This window comes from Rathayibacter caricis DSM 15933 (genome assembly GCF_003044275.1).
GTDB lineage: Bacteria > Actinomycetota > Actinomycetes > Actinomycetales > Microbacteriaceae > Rathayibacter > Rathayibacter caricis.
This window is the reverse complement of sequence record NZ_PZPL01000001.1, coordinates 309156-321787: the sequence shown is the minus strand read 5'-3', so window position 1 is coordinate 321787 and position 12632 is coordinate 309156. Positions and strand designations below refer to the sequence as shown.

Below are 12632 nucleotides of genomic sequence, written 5' to 3'. Positions count from 1 at the left end.
CGCCCCTCAGATCTCCACCGTGCACAGCGCCTGCACCGCGCTCCGGAACTCCGCCTGCATGTCGAGCGAGTCGCGCTGCAGCAGCCACTGCACCTGCAGCCCGTCCATCGTCGCGATCGTCCGGATCGCCGCGCTGCGCGGGTCGACGCCGGGGAGGAGCTGGCCGCGGGTGAGCATGTCGCCGAACGCGTCGGTGAACAGGTCGATGATCACGCGGTACCGCTCGGCGAAGTACCCGTGCGCCGGGTGGTCGGCGTGCGTCGCCTCCGCCGAGAGGGCGCACTGCAGCTCGATGAGCCCGGGGATGCACGTGTTGTACGCCACGAGGTCGACGAGGGCGCGCACGGTGTCCACCCCCGGGATCGTCCCGCCGCTCGGCACCCGCGCGATCGACCTGTCGTCCCGCAGGGCCAGCACGGCCGAGAGCAGCTCCCACTTGTTCGCGAAGTGGTGCAGCACGCCGGCCTGGCTGAGCCCGACCTTCTCGGCGATCTCGCGGAGGGATGCGGCGTGGTACCCGCTCGCCGAGAACACCTCGAGCCCGGCGGCGACGATCTCGGCACGCCGGGCGGCGGTCTTCGCGTACTGGCCGCGCGGTCGCCGCGGAGGAGAAGTGGGGAGTGCCAACGTGTGCCTCCTGGCGCTTCGGTGCGGTGGTGAGGGGCGGACGGGTCGATGCGGGATGCGCTGGTACGCGGTCCGAGAAACCTAACTCCTCGTGGTTTCTCCGTCAAAGCCCCAGGGGTGCCCTGGCGGAACCACCCACTCCGACATCCTGCACGGTCCCTCCACGCCCTTCCCTGGTAAACCGAGCGGTGCTAGGTTTTCTGGGACGGTCGTCCGCCGCCCCCTTCAGCGTAGAAAGAGACTCCTCGTGACCGACAGCTCCACCGCCTCTCCGACCGGCACCGCCCTCTCCTCCGGCACCGCCCCGCGCCCCAGCGCCGAGGGCCCCGACGCCGACGCCCGCTTCACCGAGCTCCTCGGCCGACTCACCCTCGAAGAGAAGGTGCAGCTGCTCACCGGCCGCGACTTCTGGACCACCTGGCCGATCGAGAAGATCGGCCTGCGCCGCATGCTCGTCTCGGACGGCCCCTCCGGTGTGCGCGGCGAGGTCTGGGACGAGCGCTCGCCCTCGCTGAACCTGCCCTCGGCGACGGCGCTGTCCTCCTCCTGGGACCGCTCGATCGCGAAGCGCTACGGAGCCGCCGCCGCGGTCGAGGCCCGCCGCAAGGACGTCGACGTCGTCCTCGGCCCGACCATCAACCTGCACCGCTCGCCGCTGGGCGGCCGCCACTTCGAGGGCTTCAGCGAGGACCCGGTCCTCACCGCCGATCTGGCCGCGGCCTACGTGAGCGGCGTGCAGGAGAACGGCGTCGGAGCGACTCCGAAGCACTACATCGCCAACGACTCCGAGACCGACCGCTTCACCGTCGACGTGCGCGTGGGCGACCGCGCGCTGCGCGAGCTCTACCTCCTCGCCTTCGAGCGCGCGATCGTCGAGACCCGCGCCTGGCTCGTGATGAGCTCCTACAACTCGATCAACGGCACGACCGCCACCGAGAACGACCTGCTCGAGACCCCGCTGAACAGCGAGTGGGGCTTCGACGGCGTCGTCATCAGCGACTGGACCGCGGTGCGCTCCGTCGACAGCGCCCGCGCGGCGCAGGACCTCGTCATGCCCGGCCCCGACGGGCCCTGGGGAGCCGCGCTGGTCTCCGCGGTGCGCGCGGGAGAGATCGAGGAGTCGGTGATCGACCGCAAGGTGCGCCGCATCCTCCGCCTCGCCGCCCGCGTCGGCGCGCTTGAGGGCTTCGAGCCCGCCGTCGCCGAGCCGGTCCTCGTCGAGGACGGCCGTGCGTTCGCGCGCGAGGCCGCCGCGGCCGGCAGCGTGCTGCTGCGCAACACGGGGGAGCTGCCGTGGGACGCCTCCGCCCTCACCTCCGTCGCCGTCATCGGCCACAACGCCCGCGACGCCCGCACGCAGGGCGGCGGATCCGCGACGGTGCTGCCCGAGAAGGTCGTCACTCCGCTCGACGGCGTCCGGAACGCCCTCCCCGGCGCCCGCGTCGACTACGCGCTCGGCGCGGTCGTGCAGGACGGAGTCGCGCCCCTCGCGCTCGAGACCATCACGAACCCCGCCACGGGCGAGCCCGGCCAGCGCGTGCGCTTCCTCGACGCGGAGGGATCCGAGCTGTTCGTCGAGGACCGCCGCGCCACCGCGCTCGTCTGGTTCGGCGGCAGCGCGCCGATCGCGGCGTCCGCTCGCGTCGAGTTCTCCACGGTGCTGACCCCCGAGGCCGACGCGACCGTGCGCCTGGGCTTCGCGGTCGTGGGCACCGCGCGGATCTTCGTCGACGGCGACCTGTTCCTCGAGGAGACCCTCGCCCCGGTCGGCGCCGACCTCGGAGCCGCGCTCCTGGCGCCGCCGTCGGTCTCGGGCCCGCTGCAGGTCACCGCGGGCACGCCCGTCGACATCCGCATCGAGTACGACATCGAGCACACCGACGGCGAGCTCGAGGGCGCCCTCGGCTTCACCTACGGCATCGAGCCCGAGGACACCCCGGCCGAGCAGCTCATCGAGGAGGCGGTGGCGCTCGCCCGCGACGCCGACGTCGCCCTCGTGGTCGTCGGCACCAACTCCGCCGTCGAGTCCGAGGGCTACGACCGCAGCTCGCTCGACCTCCCCGGTCAGCAGGATGCCCTGGTGCGCGCCGTCGCCGCGGCGAACCCGCGCACGGTCGTCGTCGTCAACTCCGGATCGCCCGTGCTGCTGCCCTGGCGCGACGAGGTCGCCGCCGTGCTCGTCGGCTACTTCGGCGGCCAGGAGATGGGCGACGCGGTCGCCGACGTCCTGCTCGGCACCGTGGAGCCGGGTGGACGCCTCCCCACGACCTGGCCGGCCGCGATCGAGGACGTCCCCGTGCTGTCGACGCTGCCCACCGACGGCGAGCTGCACTACGACGAGGGCATCCACATCGGCTACCGCGCGTGGCTCCGGAGCGAGGTCGAGCCGGCCTACGGCTTCGGCCACGGTCTGGGCTACACCTCCTTCGACCTCGTCTCGGTCGCCCCGGTCGCGCCGACCCGCGCCGGCGAGGACGCCGAGCTGCTCGTCGACGTGGTCAACACGGGGGAGCGCGCGGGCAAGATCGTGCTGCAGGCGTACGCCGAGCGCCGCGACTCCGCCATCGAGCGCCCGGTGCGCTGGCTCGTCGGGTTCGAGAGCGCGCGGATCGAGGCGGGAGCGGCGGCTCAGCTCACCGTGACCGTGCCGACGCGCCTGCTCGCGACGTGGAACGACGGCTGGGACTACGAGGCCGGCGCCTTCACGATCCGCATCGGCACCTCGCTCGAGGACGTCCCGCTGACGACCCCGCTCGAGCTGGTGGTCTGAGACCGGAGCGGGACTCCCGGGCCGTTCCTGGGAGTTCCGCTCCGCCTTCCTGGGAGCGGGGTCCGGAGCGGGTTTCTATCACGTTCGGGTCATCCCGCAACCCGGTGCGTTCCCAGGCGGCTCGCGCTTAACGTCGAGGAAGACGGCCGCAAGAGCGGACCGCCGCACACCGAGTGAGACAGCAAGGAGCACCACCGTGCCGCAGATCATCGAGACCGTCGACGTCAACGTCCCCGTGTCCGTCGCCTACAACCAGTGGACCCAGTTCGAGGAGTTCCCCAAGTTCCTCGACGAGGTCGAGTCGATCCAGCAGGTCACCGACGTCCTCACCGTCTGGAAGGTGAAGGTCGGCCCCGTCGAGCGCGAGTTCGAGGCCAACATCACCGAGCAGCACCCCGACGAGCGCGTCGCGTGGAACAGCACCGGAGGCGAGACCGACCACGCCGGTGTCGTCACCTTCCACAAGCTCTCGGACTCCGAGACCCGCGTCACCGTGCAGCTGGACTGGGAGCCCAAGGGCTTCCTCGAGTCGATCGGCTCGCTCGTCGGCGCCGGCAGCCACGCGGTCAAGAAGGACCTGAAGAACTTCAAGGAGTACATCGAGTCCAAGGGCACCCCGGACGGCGCCTGGCGCGGCGACGTCGAGGCCTGAGCCGTGTCCGACAACGGCACGACCCTCAACGACTCCGAGGGTGAGAAGAAGGACGGCGGCCTCGGCGACGAGGGCACCATCCCCGACTCCGAGAGCGGCCTGGCCGTCGGCGTTTCGGGCGACTCCCACTTCAACCCCGAAGAGGACGCCCCCGCCGAGGACGAGTCCTAGGACTCACCCGGGTCACGACCCCGCGAGATGCCACTCGTGCGCACGCCTGACGGCGTGTCGCAGACGCGAGTGGCATCTCGCGTTTCCGCGCCCCGGGGATCACTGAACCCTCAGCGCCAGGCGCGCGTGTACTGCGGCGGCAGGACGGAGCCGAGGTCCGCCCCCAGCTCCTGCGCCATGCGCGAGGCGGCGTGCGGGTCGCGGAGCAGCTCCCGCGCGAGCAGCACCACGTCGGCCTCGCCCGCCGCGAGCACGCCCTCGGCCTGCTCCGCCGTCGTGATCAGGCCCACCGCTCCCACCGGCGCCCCGGTCGTCCGGCGCACCGCGCTCGCGAACGGCACCTGGTAGAGCGGGGCAACCGGGATCTCGGTGCCGCGGACCAGGCCGCCGGTCGAGACGTCGAAGAGGTCGGCCCCCGCCTCCCTCGCCCAGCCGGCGACCACGACGGTCTCGTCGAGGTCCCAGCCGCCCTCGGCCCAGTCGGTCGCCGAGAAGCGCACGAGCAGCGGCAGCTCGCCGATCTCGGCGCGCACCTCGCGCACGATCTCGAGCAGGAGCCGCGCGCGGTTCTCGAGGGAGCCGCCGTACTCGTCCTGGCGCCGGTTCGACAGCGGCGACAGGAACTGGTGCAGCAGGTAGCCGTGGGCGGCGTGCAGCTCGATCACGTCGAAGCCCGCCTCGACGGCGCGGCGAGCGGAGTCGCGGAACGCGCGCACGAGGCCCGGCAGCTCGTCCGCCGCGAGGGCCCGCGGCGCGGCGTAGCCCTCGAACGCCACGGCCGACGGAGCGACAGTTCTCCAGCCGCCCTCCTCCGCCGGCACCGTGCCGCGCCCGCTCCACTCGCGGTAGGTCGACGCCTTGCGGCCGGCGTGGGCGAGCTGCACCCCGGCGAGCGCGCCCTGCTCGTGCACGAAGTCGACGATCGGCGCCCACGCGTCGCGCTGCTCGTCGTTCCAGAGCCCGGTGTCCCAGGGGCTGATCCGCCCCTCCGGGACCACTCCCGTCGCCTCGGCGATCACCACGCCCACGCCTCCGCGGGCGATCGAGCCGAGGTGCACGAGGTGCCAGGTGGTGGGCACGCCGTCGCGCGCCTCGACCGAGTACTGGCACATCGGAGCCGCCCACAGGCGGTTGCGGGCGGTGAGGGAGCGGAGGGTGAGGGGCTGGAAGAGAGCAGGAGCGGTGGTCATCCAGGGGACAACCGCTCCCGCCCGCGGATTATGCCGGGAGCCGTCAGCTCGGCCAGGTCGAGCCGGGCGCCTCCTGCCAGACGGCGCTCGAGGGAGCCAGCGCCGCGAGCTCCTCGAACAGCGAGTCCGGGATCGCGAGCGCGTCGTCGGCGACGAACTCGTCGAAGTGCTCGGCGGTCGTGGCGCCGACCACGGTGGTCGTGATCCGCTCGTCGCGGGTCGAGAACTGCAGAGCGGCCGCGCGCAGCGGCACGCCGGCGCGGTCGCACGCCTCGCCCATCTCGGTGACCGCCTGCACGATCTCGGGGGGAGCGGGGCGGTAGGCGTACGTCTCGACCGGCTGCGGCCAGCGCGCGAGCGCCCCTCCTCCGTAGACCGCCGCGTTCACCACGACGACGCCGCGGTCGACCGAGACGTCGATCAGCTCGTCCGACGAGCGGTCGACCAGCGTGTAGCGGTTGTGGGTGATGACGGCGTCGAAGAGCCCCGTCTCGACGTAGTGCTGCAGCATGGGCGCCGGTCCGCCCGAGATGCCGATCGAGAGCGCGACTCCCGCCTCCTTCATCGCGACGAGGGCGCGCACGGGGCCGTCCTCGGCGAAGGCCTCCTCGTACGAGATCCGCTCCGGGTCGTGCAGGTAGAGGAGGGGGAGGACGTCCATGCCCAGGCGCTCGCGGCTCTCGTCGAGGCTGCGCCGCATCCGCTCGCCCGAGTAGCTGCCGGTCTCGGGATCGCGGTCGAGCTTGGTGACGACGGTGATGCCCTCGGGCACGCCGCCGTGCGCCCGCAGGGCCTCGCCGATCAGGCGCTCGCTGTGACCCTGGGCGTACTCGTTCGAGGTGTCGATCACCGAGACGGCGCGGTCGGCGGAGGAGTCGAGCACGCGTTCGAGGGCGGGCACCCGCTCGAGGTCGCGGACGCGCTCGGGCTTCCACGACGTGCCGAGGGTGAGGCGCGTGACCTGGGCGCCGGAGGGCCCGAACGGGCGGAGGAGGGGTGAGGCGGGAGTCGAGGACTGCGATGTCATGGCACCCAGCTTGTCAGTGCGCGCCTGTCAGTGCGGAGCCGTGCCCTCAGGTGCCCGCAGCTCCACGATCGCCTCGGCGACCCGCGACACGAGCTCGGCCGGCAGCTCCCGGTTCCACGGCAGCGCCACCGTGTCCTTCCCGGTGCGCAGCGCCGCGAGCTCGTGCTCGAGCTCGGGCGACAGGCGCGGCACCGGATGCAGGCCGACGTGCGTCTTCCACCCGGCCCAGTGGATCGCGTAGCGCCCGCCGAGCATCACGGCGGGCATGCCGTAGCGGATGCGCTCCTCGGCGTCGGGGACTGCCTGCAGGAGCAGGCGCCGCACCTCTTCCAGCCTCGCCCGCCGCTCGGGCGGGAACGCGGCGAGGTACTCCTCGACGGTGGCGACGGAGGCGCTCATGGCGCCATTCTGCTCCTCGCCGACGCGATCGGGAACTGTCAGGATCGGGAGCATGGCCTCCGCCTCCGCGCCCGTCCCCGCCCCCGCGCATGTCCTCGACGCCCTCGTGACCCCCGCGCTCGTCCTCGACGAGGCCGTCCTCGACGCGAACGTCGCGGCGACCGCCGACCGGGCTCGCGAGCGCGGCCTGGCGCTGCGCCCGCACGCCAAGACGCACAAGTCGCTCGAGATCGCGCGCCGCCAGCTCGCGGCGGGCGCCGTCGGCCTCACGGTCGCGACGGTGGCCGAGGCCGAGGTCTTCGCCGCGGGCGGCTGCGACGACCTCTTCATCGCCTACCCGCTCTGGCTCGACGCCGAGCGCGCCGGACGCCTGCGCCGGGTCCTGCGGACCGCGCGCGTGCGCATCGGAGTCGACTCCGCGGAGTCCGCCGAGCGCGCGGCCGCGGCGATCCCGGCCGCCGAGCGCGAGCGCCTCGAGGTCGTCGTCGAGGTCGACTCGGGCCACCACCGCAGCGGAGTCCCCTCGCAGGAGGCGGGCGGGGTCGCGGCCGCCGCCGTCGCCGCCGGGCTCGACGTGGTCGGCGTCTTCACGTTCCCCGGGCACAGCTACGCGCTCGAGGCGCGCGCCGCCGCGGCCCGCGACGAAGCGGAGGCGCTCGCCGCGGCCGCCGCGTCGCTCGCGTCGGTCGGCGTCCAGGCCCGCGTGATCAGCGGGGGATCGACTCCCTCCGCCGACTTCGCCGATCCCGGCGTGCTCACCGAGCTGCGACCGGGGGTATCGGCCCTCGGCGACGCGCAGCAGTGGGAGATGGGCACGATCGGCCCCGAGTCGATCGCGGTCACGGTCCTCGCCACGATCGTCTCCCGCCGCGCCGACCGGCTGATCGCCGATGCCGGGAGCAAGGTGCTCTCCTCCGACCGCGGCGCCGTGTCGAGCGGGTTCGGGCGCCTGCCCGAGCACCCGGAGGCGCGGGTCACCGTGCTGTCCGAGCACCACGCCACGATCACCGGGCTCGACCTCCCGGTCGGATCGCGCGTGCGGATCGCTCCGAACCACGTCTGCGTCGCGGTGAACCTCGCCGACGAGTACCGCGTGCTCACCCGCGACGGCGGCGCGGCCGTCTGGCCCGTGGACGCCCGCGGGCGCAACAGCTAGAGCGCGCGGCTCCGCGGGATCCGCAGTCCGACCAGCGCGGTGAGCGCGAGCAGCACGAACGCCGAGCCGAACGCGGCGGTCGGCGAGGCCGCATCCGCCAGCGCTCCCGCGAGGAGGGGCCCGATCACTCCGCCGAGGTCGGACGCCGCCTGGAACACCGAGACGGGCCGCCCGCCGCGTCGCCCACGAGAGCGCCCGGCGCCGTCCCCATGAAGGCGGCGGCCGCTCCGTAGAAGCAGAGCAGCAGCACGAGCAGCCAGAGCTCCGACACCAGCGGCATCGCGAGCATCGCCAGCGCCGCGACCGCGAATCCGCCGATCAGCGCCGGGCGGCGACCCACCGTGTCGACGAAGCGACCGGCCGGAGCGAGCGCGACGGTCTGCACGACCGCGGCGATCGCGAAGGCGATGCCGGTCCACGCCGGGTCGTCGCCGAGACCCTCGACCACGAGGACGGGCACGAGCGTCGCCCGCACCCCCATGGCCGACCAGCCGAGCGCGAAGTTCGCGAGCACGGCGCTCTGGTAGCGGCGATCGCGGATCACCTCGCGCATCGGAGTGACGACCGCCGCCTTCGCCGCGTCCGCGTCCCGCTCCGGCCGCCGCAGCAGGACCAGGCCGACGAGTCCGGCCACGGCCAGCGTGCCGGCGTAGAAGAAGAACGGCGCGGTCAGCGAGATCGCCGTCAGCACGCCGCCGACGGCGGGCCCGGCCATGCCGCCGAGCAGGAACCCGCCCTGGTAGAAGCCGATCGAGCGGCCCCTCCGCTCGGGCGCCGCCGTGCGCAGGAGGAGCGTCATCGCGGCGACCGAGAACATCGCCGAACCGATGCCGCCCGCGCCGCGCAGCAGCAGCAGGTGCGCGTAGTCGCCCGCCAGGCCGACCAGCGCGCTCGAGAGCGCCACGATGCCGATGCCCGTCGCGAGCACCACGCGCTCACCGAGCCGGTCGACGAGCGGTCCGACGAACGGATTCGCGACCAGCCGCATCAGCGCGAAAGCCGACACCACCGCTCCGACCTCGACGTAGCCGACCCCGAAGCTGCGCACGTAGACCGGCAGCACGGGCACGACGACGCCGAAGCCGAGCATGACGAAGAACGCCACGATCCCGAGGACGAGGACGTCGCGCGGAAGCCTCTCGCGCCCGCCCCGGTCCTGCCACGGAAGTCTCACCCCCCGACGCTACCGGTCATGTCCCCCATGAAGGGACGAGGCGCAAAGCCGTCAGCCGGCCAGCGGCACGACCGAGGGCAGGATCCCCGGGTAGCTGACGTAGTAGAGGACGCCGTCGCTGTGCAGCACGCCGCGTCCGGGGTAGCTCTCGTCCTCCACGTCCGGTCCGTTGAGGAATCCGGGTGCCGAGGCGTCGTCCACCGTGAAGCCCTCGGACAGGAACCCCTCCCGGGCGGTCGGCCACTGCTCATCGCTCAGGGCGAGCTGGCCGACGACGACGTACACGTCGCCCTGCCCGGTCCACCGGCAGAGCAGGCCGGCCTGCTGCATCTCCTCGACGATCGGGTAGTCGAAGTACGTCGCCGGCTCCGGATTCAGCCGCAGCCCCTCGGACTCGAGGTCGGCGAGCTCCGCCGCGATGAGCAGCTCGGGGCAGGGGGTGAGGCCGCCGGCGACCGGGGCCGCCGGGGCCGCCGGTGCTTCGGCTGCGGGTGCTTCCGCGGCAGGTGCCTCGGCCGCCGGCGCCGCCGTCTCGCCCGTCGGCGACTCCGCGGTCGGAGTGGCAGCCGCGGCGGTGGCGGTCGGAGTCGCGGCGGGAGCGCGGGTGGCCGTGGTCGTCGCCGTCGGGGCCACTGTGTCGACCGGCGCGGGCTCCGTGCACCCGGTCAGCGCGAGCACCCCCAGGAGGCCGAGGCCCAGCGGCACCGTGCGTGTCCGCATCGTGCTTCGTGTCGGCCCGATGCTGTCCCTCGTGAACCGGCTCATCGTCGTCCCCCTTCGTCGCGGGTGCTGCCCCTGCGCCGAGGCTACCCGCGACGCCCGGGTCCCGCACCGATCGACCAGACCCGCGGAGGAAGTGCCCCGGTCACGGAGTGATCGCCGACGATCCGCGCCTTGAAGACCCACGGGTTGTGGCTGGCGGCGGTGCGCGAGTTGCGCCAGTGCCGGTCGAGGTTCTTCGAGGTGCTCACTCCGGAGGCGCCGAGCGCGTCGAAGACGTCGGAGGTCGCGCGGGTGGCGAGCTGCGTCAGCACGATCTGCGCCTGGGCCGTCTCGAGCTCCGCGAGGTCGTTCAGGTGCTCCTCCTGCACGAGATCGTCGCCGGAGGCGGCGTCGTGCGCGAGCTGCAGGGCCTGCGCGGCCTTCTCGACGATCGCCGAGCCCGCCCACGCGGCCGCCGAGATCTGGCCGACGACCTGCAGGATCTGCGGGTCCGCCGCGTACGAGTCGGCGTTGCCGTGCGAGTAGATGCGGGTGCGGGCGCGGACCGCTTCGGCGAGCTCCCGCTCGGCGGCGGCGATCGACCCCGCGAGCACGGACAGCAGCACCGCCTGGTAGAACGCGGTCTGGTAGCGGAACCGGGTCCCGAAGTCGATCACGTCCTCGGCGGCGACCTCCGCGTCCACGAAGGTGCTGGTGCCGGAGCCCGTGGTGCGCTGGCCGAAGCCGTCCCAGTCGTCGGCGTGCGTCACTCCGCTCTGGTGCGCGTCGACGATCGCGATCACCGTCGCACCCGTGTCGGAGCGCTGGGCGAAGGTGTCGATCCAGTCGGCGAAGATGCTGCCGGTGGAGTAGTACTTGGTGCCGTTCACGCGGAACCGGGTCGGGTCGCCCTCGATCGGGCTGACCTTCGTGTTCACGTCGCCGATCGCGACGGTGCCGATCTCGGTCCAGGCGTTGCCGCCGAGCTGCCCGTCGGCGAAGCGCGACAGCCAGCGCTCGCGGGTGCCGTCGGTCGCGACCAGGCGGTCCTCGACGAGAGCGAAGTGGCCGCGCAAGGCCTGCGGGATGTTGGAGTCGGCCGCCGCGAGCTCGGTCAGCAGGCGGAAGAGCTGGGGGAGCGACGCCCCCGCTCCTCCGTTCTCGATCGGGACGCGGACGGCGCCGAACCCGGCCTCGGCGAGGGCTCGGATCTGCTCGGCGGGCAGCACGTGGTCGCGCTCGCGAGCGGAGGCGCCCGCCGCGATCTCGGCGAAGAGCGGCCGGAAGCGCGCGGCGAGGGTCTCGTAGGGGACCTTCTCGGTCGTCGCGGTGGGCGCGGCGGTGGTGGCGACAGGCATGTCGGCTCCTCTCGATCGGCGCGCCGGAGTGGCGGCACGGGTGCGACGGTAGCCGCCGGCGGTGGCGGGCCGCCGTCTGTGTCCAGGTGTTACGGGGAGGGAGGAACGGACGAGTCGCCTGGGGAGGACGGCCACGGCGGGACCCGGTAGGGAATGCCTCGCGGCGGTCGGCGTTGCCCCTGGGGATGACTTCGACGCACCCGTCCACCCCGTCCACCTCCTCCACCACTGCCTCCGACTCCGACGCCTCCGCGACCGACCGCCGCGCCCTCGTCGTCGGTGCGACCGGCATCGGCGGCTCCGCCCTCGTCGACCTGCTGACCGGGCAGGGCTGGCCCGTGACGGCCCTCTCCCGCCGGCCGATCGCCGAGCGGCCCGGTGTCCGCCCCCTGTCGGCCGACCTCCGCTCGGCCGAGGACCTCGCCCGCGTCCTCGCCGACGAGCGCCCCACCCACGTCTTCTTCACCGCCTGGTCGCGCCAGGAGACGGAGGAGGAGAACATCGCCGTCAACGCCGGCATGGTCCGCGACCTGCTCGCAGCACTGGCGCACGCGCCGCTCGAGCACGTCGCCCTGGTCACCGGGCTCAAGCACTACCTCGGACCCTTCGAGGCCTACGGACAGGGCGCGATGCCCGACACCCCGTTCCACGAGGAGGAGGAGCGCCTGGACGCTCCGAACTTCTACTACGCGCAGGAGGACGAGCTCTTCGCCGCCGCCGAGCGCGCGGGCTTCACCTGGTCGGTGCACCGCTCGCACACGGTGATCGGGCACGCGGTCGGCAACGCGATGAACATGGGACTGACCCTCGCGGTCTACGCCTCGATCCAGCGCGAGCTCGGAGAGCCGTTCGTGTTCCCGGGCTCGCTCACCCAGTGGAACGGCCTCACCGACATGACGGATGCCACCGTGCTCGCCGCGCAGATGGTGTGGGCCGCGACCTCCGAGGCCGGCCGCGACGAGGCGTTCAACGTCGTCAACGGCGACGTGTTCCGCTGGCGCTGGATGTGGACGCGCCTGGCCGAGTACTTCGGCGTGGAGCCGGTGGGCCCGGGGGAGCAGCCGCAGCCGCTCGAGCAGCAGATGGCCGACGTGCAGCCCGTCTGGCAGCGCCTGGTCGAGCAGCACGGCCTGATCGAGCCCGACCTCGCCCGCGTCGCCTCCTGGTGGCACACCGACGCCGACCTCGGCCGCGGGATCGAGGTCGTCACCGACATCAGCAAGTCCCGCCTCGCCGGATTCACGCTGCACCACCGCACGGTCGACTCCTTCACCGCGCTGTTCGACCGCTACCGCGCCGAGAAGCTGATCCCGTAGGGCGGGTCCCGGCGCCCCTCCCCGGTCTCCCGACCGTCGCCGTCCCGTCGTCTCCGCGTCACTCCGATGACACCGACCGCCCCTAGCGTC

The 12632-nt window shown here is 73.2% G+C and carries 13 protein-coding genes; 5 read left to right on the top strand and 8 right to left on the bottom strand.

Features of this window, described 5'->3' with window-relative positions; genetic code table 11:
• Positions 1-6: 6 nt before the first annotated feature.
• On the bottom strand, positions 7-627 hold the full coding sequence (locus C1I63_RS01510; protein ID WP_107573495.1) for a TetR/AcrR family transcriptional regulator: 621 nt from the start codon (positions 625-627) through the stop codon (positions 7-9).
• A 247-nt stretch (positions 628-874) separates the two neighbouring features.
• On the opposite strand from C1I63_RS01510, the gene C1I63_RS01505 reads away from it, so the two are divergent.
• The 3 genes from C1I63_RS01505 (at position 875) to C1I63_RS19610 (ending at position 4220) form a co-directional block, all read left to right on the top strand.
• Positions 875-3397 (top strand): glycoside hydrolase family 3 protein, encoded by a 2523-nt coding sequence (locus C1I63_RS01505; RefSeq protein WP_107573494.1) that lies wholly within the window; start codon positions 875-877, stop codon positions 3395-3397.
• 196 nt (positions 3398-3593) lie between these two features.
• On the top strand, positions 3594-4049 hold the full coding sequence (locus C1I63_RS01500; protein ID WP_055790290.1) for an SRPBCC family protein: 456 nt from the start codon (positions 3594-3596) through the stop codon (positions 4047-4049).
• A 3-nt stretch (positions 4050-4052) separates the two neighbouring features.
• Complete coding sequence (locus C1I63_RS19610; RefSeq protein ID WP_170116286.1) at positions 4053-4220, top strand: hypothetical protein; 168 nt, start codon at positions 4053-4055, stop codon at positions 4218-4220.
• 110 nt (positions 4221-4330) lie between these two features.
• Here the strand turns inward: C1I63_RS19610 and C1I63_RS01495 are convergent, their stop codons facing one another.
• Genes C1I63_RS01495 through C1I63_RS01485 form a run of 3 tightly spaced genes read right to left on the bottom strand, consistent with a single transcriptional unit; the run spans position 4331 to position 6836 of the window.
• Positions 4331-5410 (bottom strand): NADH:flavin oxidoreductase/NADH oxidase, encoded by a 1080-nt coding sequence (locus tag C1I63_RS01495; protein ID WP_107573493.1) that lies wholly within the window; start codon positions 5408-5410, stop codon positions 4331-4333.
• Between the two features lie 43 nt (positions 5411-5453).
• On the bottom strand, positions 5454-6437 hold the full coding sequence (locus C1I63_RS01490; RefSeq protein WP_107573492.1) for an aldo/keto reductase: 984 nt from the start codon (positions 6435-6437) through the stop codon (positions 5454-5456).
• 27 nt (positions 6438-6464) lie between these two features.
• Complete coding sequence (locus tag C1I63_RS01485; RefSeq protein ID WP_107575684.1) at positions 6465-6836, bottom strand: iron chaperone; 372 nt, start codon at positions 6834-6836, stop codon at positions 6465-6467.
• Between the two features lie 52 nt (positions 6837-6888).
• On the opposite strand from C1I63_RS01485, the gene C1I63_RS01480 reads away from it, so the two are divergent.
• Positions 6889-7992 carry an alanine racemase gene (locus C1I63_RS01480; RefSeq protein WP_107573491.1) on the top strand — a complete coding sequence of 368 codons (1104 nt, stop codon included), beginning with the start codon at positions 6889-6891 and terminating at the stop codon, positions 7990-7992.
• Here C1I63_RS01480 and C1I63_RS20245 read toward each other — a convergent pair.
• The 4 genes from C1I63_RS20245 to C1I63_RS01465 all read right to left on the bottom strand — a co-directional run bounded on the left by C1I63_RS20245 (position 7989) and on the right by C1I63_RS01465 (position 11226).
• Entirely contained in the window at positions 7989-8120 is a 132-nt protein-coding gene (locus C1I63_RS20245) for a hypothetical protein (RefSeq protein ID WP_280523106.1), read from the bottom strand. The genes C1I63_RS01480 and C1I63_RS20245 overlap by 4 nt on opposite strands.
• Complete coding sequence (locus C1I63_RS01475) at positions 8117-9166, bottom strand: MFS transporter (RefSeq protein ID WP_244906947.1); 1050 nt, start codon at positions 9164-9166, stop codon at positions 8117-8119. Before C1I63_RS01475 ends, C1I63_RS20245 begins: the two co-directional genes overlap by 4 nt.
• A 51-nt stretch (positions 9167-9217) precedes the next feature.
• A complete protein-coding gene (locus C1I63_RS01470) occupies positions 9218-9886 on the bottom strand; it encodes a hypothetical protein (RefSeq protein ID WP_107573490.1) in 669 nt (222 codons plus the stop codon).
• A gap of 86 nt (positions 9887-9972) precedes the next feature.
• Positions 9973-11226, bottom strand: coding sequence for an acyl-CoA dehydrogenase family protein (locus C1I63_RS01465; protein ID WP_107573489.1), 1254 nt, complete (start codon positions 11224-11226; stop codon positions 9973-9975).
• A gap of 185 nt (positions 11227-11411) precedes the next feature.
• Between C1I63_RS01465 and C1I63_RS01460 the strand changes: the two genes are divergently transcribed.
• Positions 11412-12542: an SDR family oxidoreductase gene (locus C1I63_RS01460; protein ID WP_107573488.1), complete on the top strand. Its 1131-nt coding sequence runs from the start codon at positions 11412-11414 to the stop codon at positions 12540-12542.
• Positions 12543-12632 lie beyond the last annotated feature (90 nt).